Raw genomic sequence first — 16,067 nt, forward strand, 5'->3', positions numbered from 1 at the left:
CTCCTCAGATGCATTTGAAATGGTCGAACGGCTCAAGGCAGTCGCGGCAGCGGTATTGCGCCTTGCACGGGGTCGAGCCGAAATCGCTCAGCTTCTCGGTCGCCTCGGACCCGCACCGCGGGCAGGCGACCACGCTCTCTCCAAAAAGCGCGCGGACCGAGTTGGCGGCCTGCGCAGGCGGCGCGATGCCATAGGCGCGGAGCTTCTCGCGCCCTTCCTCGGTGATCCAGTCGGTGGTCCAGGGTGGCGACAACTGCCGCTCCACCCGCGCCTCGAAGCCTGCATCGCGTAGCGCCGCCTCCACCGCCAGCTCGATCGCTAGGACTGCCGGGCAGCCGGTGTAGGTGGGTGAGACCTGCGCCACCGCAACGCCATCGCGCAACGTCACCGCCCGCAGAATGCCGAGATCGGCCACGGTGACGACCGGGATTTCCGGGTCCGGCACGGCGGCTGCCGCGGCCCAGGCGCGGGCCCCGGCCTGCGCCGCCGAAAGGTCGGTCACGCTCACCACACCGCCCCGGGATGGGCGCGGGCGATGACCTGCATCTCGGCCAGCATGTGACCCAGCGCCTCGCCATGTTCGCCCTTGCGTCCGCCGCTCTGGGGCCAGACCTTTTCGGGCCAGTCAAGCTGCGCCTCGGCGAAGACCGGTTTCAGCGCCGCCTCCCAAGCGGTGCGCAGCGCGGCGCGCCCGGGCAGGATCCCGGCCGCCTCGGCCGCCTGCGCGGCCTCGGACGAAAGGAACAGCTCGTCGGTATAGCCATGCAACTCCACCACCGCCTCGGCCATGCGCGCGGCGCTTTCCGCGGTGCCGTCGCCCAGCCGGATCACCCATTCCGCCGAATGCCGGATGTGATAGGCCACCTCCTTCAGCGCCTTTGCGGCCAGCCCCTGCACGACAGCGTCGGAGGAGCCGAGCGCCGCCTTCCAGTAAGGCTCCATGAAAGCCGCGAAATAAAGCTGGCGCAGCATCGTCTGGGCAAAATCGCCATTCGGACGTTCCACCAGCAGGCAGTTGCGATAGGCCCGCTCGTCGCGCAGATAGGCGAAATCGTCCTCGCCGCGCCCCTTGCCTTCGATCTCGCCCGCCCGGGTGTACAGAACCCGCGCGGCTCCGATCAGGTCCAGGCCCATGCTCGGCAGCGCCAGATCTTCTTCCAGCATCGGCGCATGGCCGCACCATTCCGACAGCCGGTGCCCCAGCACCAGGTGATCGTCGGCAAGCTCCAGCAGCGCGGTGACGATGGCGTCCGACATCACATGTGCCCCACGTCTTCCGGAATGTCGTAGAAGGTCGGATGCCGATAGATCTTGTCGGCGGTCGGATCGAACATCTCGGCGGCGTGGTCCGGATCACTTGCCGTGATCGCATCCGACGGGATCACCCAGATCGACGTTCCCTCTCCGCGCCGCGTGTAGACATCGCGCGCCGCCTGCAGGGCCAGCACCTCATCTGCCGCATGCAGCGATCCCACGTGCCGATGCGACAGCCCGTTGCGGGGCCGGATGAACACTTCCCAAAGCCGCGTTGCCTCAGCCATCTCCTCACCCTTTCATTGTTCCGAAAATACGCCGGGGGTCCGGGGGCTGGCCCCCGGCTCCGGCCGCCCGCTGCCGGACGATGTCACTCGGCGGCGACCTTGCCGCCCGCGTCTTCTCCTGCGCGCCGCGCCGCCCGCTTCTCCGCATGGGCCTGGGCGGCCTCGCGTACCCAGGCGCCTTCGTCCCAGGCCTTGCGGCGCGCCTTGATCCGGTCGCGGTTCATCACGCCCCCACCCTTCACCACGCGCCAGAACTCGTCCCAGTCGATCGGCCCGTGGCGATAGCCGCCCTTGCCGTCGTTCAGGCTCTCGTCCCAGGCCATGTCCGGATCGGGCACCTTGAGCCCCAGGAACTCGGCCTGCGGCACCGTCGCGTCGATGAACTTCTGCCTGAGCGCGTCGTTCGAGAAGCGCTTGATCTTCCATGCCATCGACTGTTCGGAATGCGCGCTTTCCGCGTCATGCGGCCCGAACATCATGATCGAGGGCCACCACCAGCGGTTCAGCGCGTCCTGCGCCATCGCCTTCTGTGCCTCGGTCCCGCGTGCCAGGGTCATGACGATCTCGTAGCCCTGCCGCTGGTGAAAGCTTTCCTCCTTGCAGACCCGGATCATCGCCCGGGCGTAGGGCCCGTAGGAGCAACGGCACAGCGGGATCTGGTTCATGATCGCCGCGCCGTCGACCAGCCAGCCGATGGTGCCGATATCGGCCCAGGTCAGCGTGGGATAGTTGAAGATCGAGGAATACTTGGCCTTGCCGGACAAAAGCTCTTCGGTCATCTGCTCGCGCGTGACGCCCAGCGTCTCGGCGGCGGAATAGAGGTAGAGGCCATGCCCGCCCTCGTCCTGCACCTTGGCAAGAAGGGCCGCCTTGCGGCGCAAGCTGGGCGCGCGAGTGATCCAGTTGCCTTCGGGCAGCATGCCGACGATCTCGGAATGCGCGTGCTGGCCGATCTGGCGCACGAGGGTCTTGCGATAGCCCTCGGGCATCGCGTCCTTGGGTTCGATCTTTTCCTCGGCGTCGATGCGGGCCTGAAAGGCGGCGAGAAAGGCCTCGTCCTCCTCGGTCCGGCCGTCGGCCCCGATCAATCCCTGACTGTACATGCGCGCCTCCCTCTCCTCGAGACTCACCCCAAAGGGTGCCTCCTTCGACAATATATGTTACGAAAACATGTTAAGCAATAGATTTGCGTAACATTAGGTCGGGCTTGCGAAGCCCGGATGGCGCCGCGATAGTCGCCGCCATGACACAGGTGCTGCTTTCGATCGGACATGGCTATTCTGCGCAGGCGCTCGCCCGGAGGCTGGGCGAGGGCTGGCAGGTGATCGGCACCACGCGCAGCCCCGACAAGGCCGCTGAGCTGGCGCGTCAGGGGATCGAGGCGCTGATCTGGCCGGGAACCGACCTGCGCCCCGCGCTGGCGCGCGCCACCCATTTGCTCAGCTCCGTTTCCCCCGATGATCAGGGCGATCCGGTGCTCAGGGCCGAGGGCGCGGCCATCGCGGCCGCTTCGCTTGACTGGGTGGGGTATCTTTCCACAACCGGGGTCTACGGCGACCACGGCGGCGGCTGGGTCGACGAGTCGACGCCGCTGATGCCCTCGACAAAGCGCGGTCAGGCGCGGGCGCGGGCCGAGGCGGAATGGCAGGCGCTGGGTCTGCCCCTGCATATCTTCCGCCTTGCCGGGATCTACGGACCGGGCCGCGGCCCATTCGAGAAGGTCCGTACCGGTACCGCGCGGCGGATCGTCAAGCCTGGGCAGGTGTTCAGCCGGATCCATGTCGAGGATATCGCGCAGGTGCTGGCGGCGTCGATCTTCCGCCCCGACCCGGGGGCGATCTACAATGTCTGCGACGACGACCCGGCCCCGCCGCAGGACGTCATCGCCCATGCCGCGCGGCTGCTGCACTTGCCCGTGCCACCCGAGATCGCGTTCGAGGACGCGCCGATGTCGCCCATGGCCCGCAGTTTCTATGCCGAATCGAAGCGGGTGCGGAACGACCGCATCAAGCGCGATCTTGGAGTGCGGTTGCGCTATCCGACTTACCGCGAGGGGCTGGCGGCACTGCTCAAGGCGGAAGGTTAGTCCCTTGGCGAGAAAGGCGGCGCCCGACGCTGGGTGGGCGCAGGCAAGGCGTGTTTGGTCAGGACTTTATCGTCTTGCGCCCCTCCAGCGATTGACCCCGCGATGACGCAGTAATGCGTCAACCCGTGGGGAGCGTCGGGCGCTGCCCGGGGCTGGCCGCTCCGAGCACAACGGCCGGCAAACCGCGCGCCAATGAAAAAGGCCGGGGAGCGATCCCCGGCCTCTTTCCGTTCATCCACGAAGATTCAGTGCACCACCGCATCTTCCGGCGGCTGACGGTTCGAGGCGCCAACCCGGTCGCCGATGATCAGCCCCTCGGGCCCCGCACCGACATGCACCGTGGCGCCGTCCATGACGTCGCCGGCCAGGATCATCTCGGCCAGCGGATCCTGCAGCGCGCGCTGGATCACCCGCTTCAGCGGACGCGCGCCGAAGACCGGATCGTACCCCTCGTCGGCCAGCCACTTCATCGCCGCCTCGTCGAGGTCGAGCGTGATCTTGCGGCCCGCCAGACGCTTGACCAGACGCGCCAGCTGGATCTTGACGATGCCGTCCATGTCGCCCCGGCCCAGACGGTCGAAGATGATCGTCTCGTCCAGACGGTTCAGGAACTCGGGCCGGAAGTGGGCCCTGACCGCATCCATCACGTCGCGCTTGGCCTCGGCGCCGTCCGCACCCTCCGGCAGGCGGCTGAGCGCCTGCGACCCGAGGTTCGAGGTCAGCACGATCAACGTCTGCTTGAAGTCGACCGTGCGGCCCTGTCCATCGGTCAGGACACCATCATCCAGCACCTGCAGCAGCACGTTGAACACGTCCGGATGCGCCTTTTCGACCTCGTCGAACAGGACCACCTGGTAGGGACGGCGACGCACGGCCTCGGTCAGCACCCCGCCCTCGTCGTAGCCGACATAGCCCGGAGGGGCACCGATCAGACGCGAGACCGCGTGTTTCTCCATGAATTCCGACATGTCGATGCGGACCATCGCGTTGTCGTCATCAAAGAGATACTCGGCCACCGCCTTGGTCAGCTCCGTCTTGCCGACGCCGGTCGGCCCGAGGAAGAGGAACGAGCCAAGCGGCCGGTTCTCGTCGTTCAGGCCCGCGCGCGCCCGGCGCACGGCGTTCGACACGGCGCGGACCGCCTGCCGCTGACCGACGACGCGCTTGGCAAGCTCGTCCTCCATCTTCAGCAGCTTCTCACGCTCGCCCTCCAGCATCTTGGAGGTCGGGATACCGGTCCAGCGTTCCACCACCTCGGCGATCTGCTCGGGGCGCACGGCCTCTTCGACCATGACGTCGCCTTCCGCGGCCTCGGCCTCGGCCAGCTGCTTCTCCAGCCCCGGGATGATCCCGTAGGAAAGCTCGCCCGCGCGGGCGAGGTTGCCGGCACGCTTGGCCCCGTCGAGCTCGTTGCGGGCGGCGTCCAGCTGCTCCTTGAGGTCGCGGGCGGAGTTCAGCTTGTCACGCTCCGCCTGCCAGCGGGCGGTCATCTCGGCAGACCGCTCGGACAGGTCCGACAGCTCTTTCTCCAGCTTTTCCAGCCGGTCGACCGAGGCTGCGTCATCCTCGCGCCGGAGCGCCTCGGCCTCGATCTGCAACTGCAGGATCTGCCGGTCGAGCGCGTCGAGCTCCTCGGGCTTCGAATCCACCTCCATGCGCAGGCGGCTGGCGGCCTCGTCCACGAGGTCGATCGCCTTGTCGGGCAGGAAACGGTCGGTGATGTAGCGATGCGAAAGCGTCGCCGCCGACACCAGCGCCGAGTCGGAGATCCGCACGCCGTGGTGCAGCTCGTACTTCTCCTTGATGCCCCGCAGGATGCTGATCGTGTCCTCGACCGTGGGTTCGCTGACCATCACCGGCTGGAACCGGCGGGCAAGGGCCGCGTCCTTTTCGACGTGCTTGCGGTATTCATCCAGCGTGGTTGCACCGACGCAGTGCAGCTCACCCCGTGCAAGGGCGGGCTTCAGCAGGTTCGAGGCATCCATCGCGCCATCGGCCTTGCCGGCGCCGACGAGGGTGTGCATCTCGTCGATGAACAGGATGATCTCGCCCGCCGCGGAGGTGACCTCGGACAGGATCGACTTCAGCCGTTCCTCGAACTCGCCGCGATACTTCGCCCCGGCGATCAGCGCGCCCATGTCGAGGGCCAGAAGCTTCTTGTTGTGCAGGCTCTCGGGCACGTCGCCGTTGACGATGCGCAGGGCGAGGCCCTCGGCGATCGCGGTCTTGCCCACGCCGGGCTCACCAATCAGCACCGGGTTGTTCTTGGTCCGGCGCGACAGCACCTGCATGGTGCGGCGGATCTCCTCGTCGCGGCCAATGATCGGGTCGATCTTGCCCTCGGCGGCTGCCTCGGTCAGGTCGCGCGCGAATTTCTTCAGCGCGTCATAGCCTTCCTCGGCGCTTGCCGTGTCGGCGGTGCGGCCCTTGCGGATGTCGTTGATCGCGGAATTGAGCGCCTGCGCGTTCACCGCGCCCGCGTCCAACGCCTCCTTGGCGGGCGACTTCACCATCGCCAGCGCCATCAGGATCCGCTCGACCGGGACGAAGCTGTCGCCCGCCTTCTTCGCGATCTTCTCGGCCTCGTCCAGAACGCGGCCAAGCGCCGGATCCATGTAGACCTGACCCGCGTCGCCCGAGACCTTGGGCAGCTTGCCGATGGCAAGATCCACCGCTTCGGCCACGCGCAGGGGTTCCCCCCCCGACCGCTTGATCAGGTTGGATGCAAGGCCCTGATCGTCATCCATGAATGCCTTCAGCAGGTGTTCCGGGGCCAGACGCTGGTTCTGTTCCCGCATGGCGATCGTTTGCGCGGCCTGAAGGAACCCGCGCGACCGCTCCGTGAACTTCTCAAGGTTCATCGGTTGTCTCCTCTTGCTAGCACCTGCCTTCGCGACGCCCGTTTTCGGCACGTCCACTTGCAGGCCTTCGGTTAGGAAATGGGGGGCAGGTTCGGGGGGTGCAAGAGGGCAACAACGCGAAAGCCACTTGTGTCGCAACGGTTTCGCAGATTGCCGTGGAGGCGCCGGTGGGTCAGGGTGGCGCGCCCGGCCGGGAAGAGCGCGGCGCCATCACGACGCCACAATCACAAGGCAGTACTTTCGGGCGATTGAGGTAGCAGAATCGTGGTCAGTCAGCCGAACCGCGCGGTTGCGCGCGCGCACTGCCGGAACTCTTTCCCACCCCCTTGGCGCCCGTGCGCGGGGGCTCTCTGATGGAGTGCCTTCGGCTTTCCTCGTCGGATCCGGCGCTCCTTTTCGGCAGCTTTGTCTGGCTCGGGCTTCTGCTGCTGACGCTGTGGGTCTGGCAACGGCCGCGGCTTCCCGCGCATGGCTGTTTTCTCGTGGCCCACGCGGCGATGCTCTGGTGGCTTTTGGGGGCGCTGCTGGAACTTTCGTCCCACGGCGCGGCCTGCAAGGCCTTCTGGGCCGAGGCGACGTTTCCCGCCACCGTCCTGATGCCGACCGGATGGGCGCTGTTCCTGTTCGGCTATGCGCTGGGGTACGAGCAGGAGGGCAAGCCGCTTCGCCGGCTGGCGCTGGTCGGCGGGCCCGCAGTGGCGGCGGTGGTCGCGCTGAGCAACCCGCTGCACCACCTCTTCTACGGGCCGGCGACCCGGATGGCCGAAGTCGACGGGCGGCAGGCGATGATCTACGATCACGGGCCGCTGTTCTACGTGATGATCTGCTACAGCTACCTGTACCTTGTCGCAGCCTTCTCGGTGATGATCATGTCGATCGTCCGGGCGGAGCGCGACTATCGCGGGTTCCTGGTGACGCTGCTGTTCGTCACCTCGGTGCCCGTGGCGGCGAACCTTGCCTACAATGTCTGGGGGACGACGTTGTTCGGGCTGGACCCAACGGCCTTCATGTTCGTCTTCGTTCTGGTCGCCTTCGGCATGCTGGCCGTGAACAACCGGATGATGGACGTCAACATGCTGACGCGCGACATCCTGTTTTACCGCTCGTCCGACCCGATCGTGGTGATCAACGACCGCGGGCGGCTCGAGGGGGCCAGCCCCGAGGCGCGCTATGTCTTCGGCGCGGATCTGCCGCCGCCGGGCGGCCCGGTGGCGGGCGTTCCCCATATCGGGCCGATCGCGGAGCGCCTGTTCGCGCCGGGCGACAGGCGCACCGAGCCGGTTATGGAAATCGCCGGGCGCAGCTTCTCGCCGCGCGTGGTGGCGCTGGTCAGCCCGATGCTGCCGCGCCGCCCACCGCTGGGCTGGGCGATCCAGCTGGTCGATGTGACCGCGCAGCAGGAGGTCGCGGCGGCGTTGCGCCGGGCCGCGGAAAGCGCCGAGGCCGCGAGCCTTGCGAAATCGCAGTTCCTGTCGACCGTCAGCCACGAGCTGCGCACCCCCCTGACCTCGATCAAGGGCTCGCTCGACCTGATGGCGTCGGGGGCGCTGGGGCCGCTGCCCGAACGGGCCCACCAGGCCATGGGCATCGCCGCACGCAACAGCTCGCGCCTTGTGGGGTTGATCAACGACCTGCTCGACCTGCAACGGATCGAGCTGGGCGAAATGGCGATCGCGCACGAGCCGGTGGACCTGTCGGCCATCGTCGCGGATGCGGTCGAGGCCGCCGAAGGCTACGGCCGTGCGCTCGAGGTGAACCTGGTGGCCGAGGTCGACCGGGGCCCGGTGGTGGTGCGCGGGGATACTGCCCGGCTGATGCAGGTGATGGCGAACCTGTTGTCGAACGCGCTGAAGTTCTCCGAAGCAGGGGGCAAGGTCACCGTGCGGCTGGAGCGCGGTCGCGACACCGCGCGGATCGAGGTGCAGGACCACGGCAGCGGCATCCCCGAGGACTTCCGCGACAAGGTGTTCGAGCCGTTCCGGCAGGCCGACGCCTCCAACACCCGCAAGATCGGGGGATCGGGCCTCGGCCTGTCGATCACCCGGCGCATCCTCGACCACCTGAACGGGCGGATCTCGTTCGAAAGCGCGCCGGGCGTGGGCACCACCTTCTTCATCGACCTGCCGCTTCTGGAACTGTCGTCGTCGCACGCGGCCTGAGGCCGGTCCCCGGCCCGTTCCGGGCGACCTCCGGGCCGGATCCAGACGGGCCGGCCGGGTGCCCCACCGCGCCGCTCCCGGCGCTTGTCCGGCAGGGGGTGCCCGGCTATAAGCGGCCAATTCCGTATCACAGAAGCAGGAGGCCGCGATGCCCGAGACCGCGCTCAAGGAGACGCCCGCGACGGCGGATGACCGGCTGATCATGGCGCTGGACGTGCCGAACGTGATGCAGGGACTCGACCTTGCGCAGCGTATCGGCGACGCGGTCAGCTTCTACAAGATCGGGCTGGGGATGCTTGCGGGCGGCGGCATGGCGCTTGCGAACGAGCTCAAGGCGGAGCACGGCAAGCGGATCTTCCTCGACCTCAAGCTTTTCGACATCGGCGCGACGATCGAGGCGGCGGTGCGCGGGATCTCGGCCTTCGACCTCGATTTCCTCACGGTGCACGGTGATCCGCAGGTGGTGCGCGCGGCGCAGGAAGGCAAGGCCGGGCGCGACCTCAAGATCCTGGCCGTGACGGTGCTCACCTCTCTCGACCGGGGCGATCTGGACGACAACATGATCCGGCCGGGCGACCTGTCGGAGATCGCGGTGGAACGGGCGCAGCGGGCCCTTGCCGCAGGGGCGGATGGGGTGATCACCTCGCCGAACGAAGCGGCGATGATCCGCGCGCTGCCCGAGGCGAAGGGTCGGCTGATCGTGACGCCGGGCGTGCGGCCCGCGGGTGCCGCGCTTGGCGATCAGAAGCGGGTGGCGACCCCGGCAGAGGCGGTGCGCGACGGCGTCGATCATGTGGTGATCGGGCGGCCGATCCGGGACGCGGCAGACCCGCGGGCGGCGGCGCTCGATATCGTGGCAGAGTTGAACTCGCCGCAAGCGGGCCGGCCCAACCACTGAGCGGAAAAGGAAAAACCGCTGCGGGGCTGGACCGGCCCTTGTGACCGCCGGGGGCGGAGCGGTCAGTTGCCGCTGGCGCCGGAGCCCGTGGTGGTGGACTGTCCGGCTTGCGGCGCCGCCGGGGCATTGGCCGCCGGGGCATTCGCAGCAGGCGCGCTGGTCGCGGGGGCATTCGTGGCGGGTGCGGTACCGGCGGGTTGCGACATCGTCGCATCGCCGGCGGCGGGCGCGGTCTGCTGACCGCTATCGCCGGACCCGCCCATCCAGAGCGCGAGGGCTGCGAGAACGACGACGACGGCGACCCCGATCCCGAGGGCCTTGCCGCTGCGCGGGCTGGCCTCCAGGCGCTGGTTCATGCGGGGATCGGCGTGGCCGTCTTGGCGCATCAGGTTCGCATCGTGCATCGTTTCCTCCTCATGGTCGTGATGCCTGGGATAGAAACTGGGAGCCCCGGGATCCGGTTCAACCGACCCCGGTCGGCGCGGCGATCTCTGGCCTGTTCGGCCCCCCGCGCTCGGCCAGAGATGGCCGAAGGCGGGCAGGGGAGAGGCGTTTGCGCAGAATTTGGCCGAACCATTCGCAGCCGGAGGAAGACCCCGTCACCCGGCCGGGGAAGGCCTTGCCGTATTGGCCGAAAGGTCATGCGGCGGTGCAGAAAACCCGGTGGCCACGCCCGCCCGTTCCTGCGGGTTCCCTGTGCAAGGGCGTGTGTGCCGTTCCGCGTGCGCCGCTCCTCGTGCCCGGCGGCGGGGGTGCCCCGATTTTCGCCGAAAATCGGGACCCTGCCCACCGAATGCATCCGGATCAGGCGGTAAAATGCCCTGTGACGAGGCGCAGGCGCTGCTTGAGGAAGGGGATCGCGCGCGGATGATCGAGGAAGTCGTCCACCGGCATCAGGCGCCAGTCCTGCCCCTCGTCGCCGAGCCGGAGCGTGGCAACCTCGGCGTTCGCCAGTCGTGCCGCGAAGAAGACCGAGGTTTCGCCGGGCCAGGTGCCCGAGGGGTGGACCGAGCGCCAGAACAGCCGATCCGGCGCGAGGGTCAGGCCCAGTTCCTCGTCGAGTTCGCGCAGCACGCAGGCCGCGGCGCTCTCCTCCCCTTCGCGGCCGCCGCCGGGCAGGTCCCAGAAGCCGGGCCAGGGGATGGTCGGAATGTCGTCGCGCAGGATCGACACCACGGCGCCGTCGCAGAGCAGGGCGATCTTGGCCCCGTGAAATTCCATCTCCCGGGGCGGCTCAGTTGTCATTGACGTCGTGATGGACGATCCGCACCTGGCCCTTGCGGAGGCCGAAGACCGCCCGCAGCGCGATCCAGGCGATCAGCGACAGGACGGCGAAAACGAGGAGATGGCGAAACAGGTTTGCCCCCATCCAGCCCGCCGGCGGCAGGCCGATCCAGACGATCAGGCCAGTGAGCACGGCGCCGATGGCGAACCCCAGGAAGACGAAGGCGGGCACCAGCACCTCGAAGATCGCGAGCACGAGCCCGCCCACGACCCAGACCCACCAGTCGGTCCAGCTCATGCGCCCGTACCCCGCTTGCCCGCAAGCATCTTGAAGGCGTCGCCGAAGGCCTCGATCGCGTTCGCCGGTACGATGATGGTCTGCTTGCCGCTGCCCTGACCCACCGCGGTCAGCGCCTCGACCTGCTTCAGCGCGACCTGGTATTGCGCCGCCTCGAGGCCGTTCTGCGCGATCGCCTTGGCCACGACCCCGGTCGCATAGGCCTCGGCATCGGCGCTGACACGGCGCGCCTCGGCGGCCTTCTGCGCGGCGTAGAGATCGGCATCGGCCCTGAGCTCGATCGCCCGCTTGCGCCCCTCGGCCTCGGTCACCTGCGCCCGCCGCGCCCGCTCGGCGTTGAGCTGCTGCAGCATCGCGTCGCGCGTCGCCTGGTCGAGGTTGACGTCGAGGATCTCGGCGCGCGTCACCTCGATCCCCCAATCCTCGACCGCATAGGCGACCTGGGCCTTGATCTGGTCGATCAAACGCTGGCGGTTCGACTGCACCTCATCGAGGTCGATCTCGCCGATGGCCGAACGCACAATGCCCGCTACGGTGGTCGAGATCGCGGCGTCGACATCGCGGATGCGGTAGACCGTCTTCTCCGGCTCCAGGATGCGGTAGAAGACCGAGGTCTCGACCTTCACCAGCACGTTGTCCTTGGTGATGGCATCCTGTTCCGCGTTCGGCAACTGGCGTTCGAGGATCGAGATCTTGTGCGCCACGCGGTCGAGGAACGGCACGATGAAGTTGATGCCGGGGCCAAGGACGGCCCGTAGCCGGCCGAACCGCTCGATCACGTGCTTTTCCGATTGCGGCACGATCCGCACGGCCTTCCAGACCGCGAGGATGACCAGAGCGGCGAGAAAGAGCGTCACCCCGTTCGAGGCGAGAAATTCATTCATGTCCATGGCTTACCTCAATCTGCGCGTGACGGTCGGTCCGCGCCTCGAAGTATGCCGCCTCGCCCGCGCCGGGGCAAGAAAAGCCCGTGGTCCGGTGCCGTCCCCGCATCTTTCCCGTCATGATGCTCCGGGGGCCGGGATTGGCCCGCGGTCTGCCCCGCCTTGCCACTGGCGGCGCGGGCGGGGCCGGTGGTATCCTGCCCTCCCATGCACGCCCCCGCCCAAGCCCTTTGCCGCGATTGCCTCACCCCGTTCCAGGCCGGCCCGGGCGGGGCAGGGCGCTGCCCGGCCTGCCGGTCGCCGCGGACGATGGCGCATCCCGAGCTGTTCGACCTGTCGATCGCGCACATGGATTGCGACGCCTTCTACGCCAGCGTGGAAAAACGCGACGATCCGGAACTGCGCGACAAGCCGGTGATCATCGGTGGTGGTCAGCGCGGCGTGGTCTCGACCGCGTGCTACATCGCGCGGATCCGCGGCGTGCGGTCGGCCATGCCGATGTTCCAGGCGCTGAAGCTGTGCCCCGAGGCGGTGGTGATCAAGCCGCGGATGAGCCGCTACGTCGAGGTCTCGCGCCAGGTTCGCGCGATGATGGAGGAGATGACTCCGTCGATCGAGCCGCTGTCGCTGGACGAGGCGTTCCTCGACCTGACCGGCACGGCGCGGCTGCATGGCGCGCCGCCCGCGGTGATGCTGGCGCGGCTGGTCAGGCGGATGGAGACGGAGTTGGGTATTTCCGGCTCTATCGGGCTGTCGCACAACAAGTTCCTGGCCAAGGTCGCCTCGGACCTCGACAAGCCGCGCGGCTTTGCCGTGATCGGTCGTGCCGAGACGCAGGCGTTCCTCAAGACCCAGCCGGTGCGCCTCATCTGGGGTGTCGGCGCGGCGGGGCAGGAGGCGCTGGACCGCGCGGGCATCCGCACCATCGACGATCTCCTGCGCTGGGACCGGAAGGAGCTGTCGCAGCGGTTCGGCCAGATGGGGGAACGCCTCTGGCACCTTGCGCGGGGCGAGGACAACCGCCGCGTCACCCGCGACGCGGCGGTCAAGTCGATCTCGAAGGAGACGACGTTCAATGAGGACACCGCCGACCGGGAGCTGCTCGACGGTCACCTCTGGCGGCTGGCGGAACAGGTGTCGGACCGCGCCAAGGCCAAGGAGTTGTGCGGCGGCACGGTGGTGCTGAAGCTTCGCCGTGCGAACTTTTCCCTGCTAAGCCGGCGTCAGGCGCTGCGCGAGCCGTCGCAGATGGCCGACCGGATCTACCGCACGGCGCGCGAGCTTCTGGATCACGTGACCGAACCGGGCCCGTTCCGGCTGATCGGTGTGGGGATCGCCGACCTCGCTCCCGCGGCGCGGGCCGACCTGACCGGCGACCTGCTCGATCCCGACGCTGCGCGTCGCGCACAGGCGGAACGCGCGACCGACGCGATCCGCAAGCGCTTCGGCTCCGACGCGATCGTCAAGGGCCGCAGCCTGCGCGGCCGCACCCCAGGCTGACCCTTCCCGAACCGCCGTCATCCCGGCGAAAGTGCGCCGCTAAGGTTGGGGGCGTGACACGCCTGGTGGTTGCCATGGGGCGCCCGCTCAGAACCCCGTCGCGGTATCTTCCACGATCTTGTCCAGCAGCGCGTTCACCGGCTGCATCGATGCGCCCGGATAGCGCCGGTGCCCGATCACCACCTCGCCCGGGGTGTCCGGCAGTTCGTAGAGAAAGATCGTGTAGGGGCAGTAGGCGATGTTGTCGCGATCCGCCGCCATCGCCGCCCGGCTCCACTTCGCCGAACAGAAGCCCAGCGTCACCGCGTGTGTATAGAGTGTCTGCTGTGCCCCCGCTGCCTTGGCCGTGCGCGCCAGCATCTCGCCCACCCGGTTCACCTGGTCGACGACGAGGCCCTGGTCGGTCACCGCGTTCTTCAGGGAGAACAGCGCGTCGTCGAAGGACTTCTTCAGCACCTTCCTGACGATCGGTGGCCCGGCCTCTGCGCCGGGGGCCGTCGGGGCCGTCTCGGCCCCGGCGGGCAGGGCCAGCAACGCGGCGCCAAGCGCCAGGTGCGCCAGTTTCGGGAACGCGAGTTTCATCCTGATCCTCCCTGATGGTCCGGCACGGCGGTTGCGGCCGGGCCCGGCCCCAACCTGCCAGAACCGGAGCCGCAGGAAAACGTGCCTGAATTCCCTTGCGGCGGCTCTTTTCTGTAACATAGGTCACGAAAGCGACAGTGACGCCCTCGTGAGGAAACTATCCCTTAGTATAGGTCGTATCCTGGGGCATCGCAGGGAAACTCCGAGGAGCCGCGCCATGACCAGAAGATTTGCCAACCGCTGGAACGGCGGCCTGACCGAGGCCGACGTCACGCCGAAAGAGACCTTCTTCAACCGCCGCCAGATCATGACCGGCGCGGGCGCCGTCGCCGCCGCCGGGCTTATCGGCGGCCCGGCCGCGGCCAAGCTGACGACCGTGCCCAGCAAGTATTCGACGAAGGACACGCCGAACACGCTCGACCAGATCACTCATTACAACAACTTCTACGAATTCGGCCTCGACAAGACCGACCCCTCCAAATACGCGGGCCAGCTCACCGTCAGCCCCTGGTCGATCAAGATCGACGGGATGGTCGATAAGCCCGGTACCTATGCGCTCGACGACCTGACCAAGGGTGTCACGCTGGAGGAACGGATCTATCGCTTCCGCTGTGTGGAGGCCTGGTCGATGATCATCCCCTGGGACGGCTTCACCCTCTCGACGCTGCTGAACCGGGTGGGGGTGCAATCCTCGGCGAAATATGTGGCCTTCCGCACGCTGGAACGCCCTTCGGAGATGCCGGGCCAGAGGTCGAACCTTCTCGACTGGCCCTACCGCGAGGGGCTGCGCCTCGACGAGGCGATGAACCCGCTGACGATTCTTGCCACCGGGATCTATGGCGAGCCGATGCCGAAACCCGACGGCGCGCCGATCCGGCTGGTGGTGCCGTGGAAGTACGGCTTCAAGTCGATCAAGTCGATCGTCCAGATCACCCTCACCGACAAGCAGCCCGAGACGACGTGGAACATGCAGGCCCCGGGCGAATACGGTTTCTATTCCAACGTGAACCCGCACGTCGACCATCCCCGCTGGAGCCAGGCGAGCGAACGGCGCATCGGCGGTGGTCTCTTCGCCAAGCGGATTCCGACGCAGATGTTCAACGGTTACGGTGACGAGGTCGCATCCCTCTACAAGGGGATGGACCTGCGCAAGTTCTACTAGGGCAGGGCATGGAACGGATTGCAAACCCGATCAATACGGCCCTGCGGCGGTTTCCCCCCTGGCTGGTCTATGTCCTGGGCAGCTTGCCCTTCCTCTGGGTCGTCTGGCTGACGCTTTCGGGCGGGATCGGCGTGGATCCGGTGGCGGAGATCGAGCACCGGCTGGGCTTCGATGCGCTCTACTTCCTGATCGGCGGGCTGGCGATCACCCCGCTGCGGCGGCTGACCGGCATCAACCTGATCCGCTATCGCCGGCAGGTGGGGCTGGTGGCCTTCGCCTACGTGGTGCTGCACATGCTGAGCTGGCTCATCATCGACATGGGGCTTTGGTGGCAGCAGGCGCTTAGCGACCTCTACAAGCGGCCCTACCTTCTCTTCGGCCTGGCCTCGCTGATCCTGCTGACGCCCCTTGCCGTTACCTCGAACAACATCTCCATCCGGCGGATGGGGAAGAATTGGCGGCTTCTGCATTGGCTGGTCTATCCGGCGGTCCTCCTCGGGGTTGTGCACTACCTGTGGCAGTTCAAGGTGATTCCGGGGGAAGGCTGGTTTTGGCTCGGCGTCACGCTTGCGCTCTTGGGGCTGCGGCTGTGGTGGTCGGGACGCCGTCGGATCGCGGCTCCGGCCCGCCCTGTGCGGGGCTGACGGCAGGGCAGCCCGGCGAGGGAGGCAAAGTTCGTTTCGTTGAATCGGGTGATTTGCGAAACAAGCTTGCGCAGGCGTCAAGGAAGCCGCTGTCCGGCCTGCCTCGGGGCGGGTCCCCGCACCCCGGTGCTCCCGTCAGCCCCTTTAAAACAAGGGGTTCCGGAAGAAACCGCAAAAAAGATGCTGATTTTATGAAAAGGGGGCTTGCGGGTTCTGTGCGTGAACCGT

General features: G+C 67.6%; 16 protein-coding genes. 6 read left to right on the forward strand and 10 right to left on the reverse strand.

All coding sequences use genetic code 11. From position 1 onward, the window contains the following. Positions 1–4: 4 nt before the first annotated feature. The 4 genes from paaD to paaA form a co-directional block, all read right to left on the reverse strand. Positions 5–508, reverse strand: coding sequence for a 1,2-phenylacetyl-CoA epoxidase subunit PaaD (gene paaD / locus CVV76_RS22545; RefSeq protein WP_199178685.1), 504 nt, complete (start codon positions 506–508; stop codon positions 5–7). Continuing rightward, positions 505–1,257 (reverse strand): 1,2-phenylacetyl-CoA epoxidase subunit PaaC, encoded by a 753-nt coding sequence (gene paaC, locus CVV76_RS22550; RefSeq protein ID WP_102226942.1) that lies wholly within the window; start codon positions 1,255–1,257, stop codon positions 505–507. The genes paaD and paaC overlap by 4 nt, the downstream gene beginning before the upstream one ends. Next, on the reverse strand, positions 1,257–1,541 hold the full coding sequence (gene paaB / locus CVV76_RS22555) for a 1,2-phenylacetyl-CoA epoxidase subunit PaaB (protein ID WP_102226943.1): 285 nt from the start codon (positions 1,539–1,541) through the stop codon (positions 1,257–1,259). The genes paaC and paaB overlap by 1 nt, the downstream gene beginning before the upstream one ends. Positions 1,542–1,624: 83 nt before the next feature. Then, entirely contained in the window at positions 1,625–2,644 is a 1,020-nt protein-coding gene (paaA, locus tag CVV76_RS22560) for a 1,2-phenylacetyl-CoA epoxidase subunit PaaA (protein ID WP_102226944.1), read from the reverse strand. 140 nt (positions 2,645–2,784) lie between these two features. On the opposite strand from paaA, the gene CVV76_RS22565 reads away from it, so the two are divergent. Continuing rightward, on the forward strand, positions 2,785–3,627 hold the full coding sequence (locus CVV76_RS22565) for an SDR family oxidoreductase (protein WP_102226945.1): 843 nt from the start codon (positions 2,785–2,787) through the stop codon (positions 3,625–3,627). 245 nt (positions 3,628–3,872) lie between these two features. Here the strand turns inward: CVV76_RS22565 and clpB are convergent, their stop codons facing one another. Next, a complete protein-coding gene (gene clpB, locus CVV76_RS22570) occupies positions 3,873–6,488 on the reverse strand; it encodes an ATP-dependent chaperone ClpB (RefSeq protein WP_102226946.1) in 2,616 nt (871 codons plus the stop codon). Between the two features lie 353 nt (positions 6,489–6,841). On the opposite strand from clpB, the gene CVV76_RS22575 reads away from it, so the two are divergent. Further along, the gene (locus CVV76_RS22575; protein WP_102226947.1) at positions 6,842–8,647 is read left to right on the forward strand and encodes a sensor histidine kinase; all 1,806 of its coding nucleotides are present in this window, start codon (positions 6,842–6,844) and stop codon (positions 8,645–8,647) included. Positions 8,648–8,795: 148 nt separating this feature from the next. Next, a complete protein-coding gene (gene pyrF, locus CVV76_RS22580; protein ID WP_102226948.1) occupies positions 8,796–9,545 on the forward strand; it encodes an orotidine-5'-phosphate decarboxylase in 750 nt (249 codons plus the stop codon). A gap of 62 nt (positions 9,546–9,607) precedes the next feature. Here pyrF and CVV76_RS22585 read toward each other — a convergent pair whose 3' ends face one another. The 4 genes from CVV76_RS22585 to CVV76_RS22600 all read right to left on the reverse strand — a co-directional run bounded on the left by CVV76_RS22585 (position 9,608) and on the right by CVV76_RS22600 (position 11,957). Next, positions 9,608–9,949 carry a hypothetical protein gene (locus CVV76_RS22585; RefSeq protein ID WP_102226949.1) on the reverse strand — a complete coding sequence of 114 codons (342 nt, stop codon included), beginning with the start codon at positions 9,947–9,949 and terminating at the stop codon, positions 9,608–9,610. 400 nt (positions 9,950–10,349) lie between these two features. Beyond that, a complete protein-coding gene (locus tag CVV76_RS22590) occupies positions 10,350–10,766 on the reverse strand; it encodes an NUDIX hydrolase (protein WP_102226950.1) in 417 nt (138 codons plus the stop codon). Between the two features lie 13 nt (positions 10,767–10,779). Further along, positions 10,780–11,067 carry an NfeD family protein gene (locus tag CVV76_RS22595; protein ID WP_102226951.1) on the reverse strand — a complete coding sequence of 96 codons (288 nt, stop codon included), beginning with the start codon at positions 11,065–11,067 and terminating at the stop codon, positions 10,780–10,782. Then, positions 11,064–11,957, reverse strand: a complete 894-nt coding sequence (locus CVV76_RS22600; RefSeq protein ID WP_102226952.1) for an SPFH domain-containing protein — start codon at positions 11,955–11,957, stop codon at positions 11,064–11,066. Before CVV76_RS22600 ends, CVV76_RS22595 begins: the two co-directional genes overlap by 4 nt. A gap of 201 nt (positions 11,958–12,158) precedes the next feature. Here CVV76_RS22600 and CVV76_RS22605 point away from each other — a divergent pair, with 201 nt between their 5' ends. Beyond that, positions 12,159–13,451: a DNA polymerase IV gene (locus CVV76_RS22605; protein ID WP_102226953.1), complete on the forward strand. Its 1,293-nt coding sequence runs from the start codon at positions 12,159–12,161 to the stop codon at positions 13,449–13,451. An 87-nt stretch (positions 13,452–13,538) separates the two neighbouring features. Here CVV76_RS22605 and CVV76_RS22610 read toward each other — a convergent pair whose 3' ends face one another. After that, positions 13,539–14,033: a DUF302 domain-containing protein gene (locus tag CVV76_RS22610; RefSeq protein WP_102226954.1), complete on the reverse strand. Its 495-nt coding sequence runs from the start codon at positions 14,031–14,033 to the stop codon at positions 13,539–13,541. Positions 14,034–14,250: 217 nt separating this feature from the next. Between CVV76_RS22610 and msrP the strand changes: the two genes are divergently transcribed. Together msrP and msrQ are read left to right on the forward strand one after the other, a co-directional pair. Further along, positions 14,251–15,195: a protein-methionine-sulfoxide reductase catalytic subunit MsrP gene (gene msrP / locus CVV76_RS22615; RefSeq protein WP_102226955.1), complete on the forward strand. Its 945-nt coding sequence runs from the start codon at positions 14,251–14,253 to the stop codon at positions 15,193–15,195. An 8-nt stretch (positions 15,196–15,203) separates the two neighbouring features. Then, complete coding sequence (gene msrQ / locus CVV76_RS22620) at positions 15,204–15,839, forward strand: protein-methionine-sulfoxide reductase heme-binding subunit MsrQ (protein ID WP_102226956.1); 636 nt, start codon at positions 15,204–15,206, stop codon at positions 15,837–15,839. Positions 15,840–16,067 lie beyond the last annotated feature (228 nt).

This window comes from Acidimangrovimonas sediminis, from assembly GCF_002871005.1.
Classification (GTDB): domain Bacteria; phylum Pseudomonadota; class Alphaproteobacteria; order Rhodobacterales; family Rhodobacteraceae; genus Acidimangrovimonas; species Acidimangrovimonas sediminis.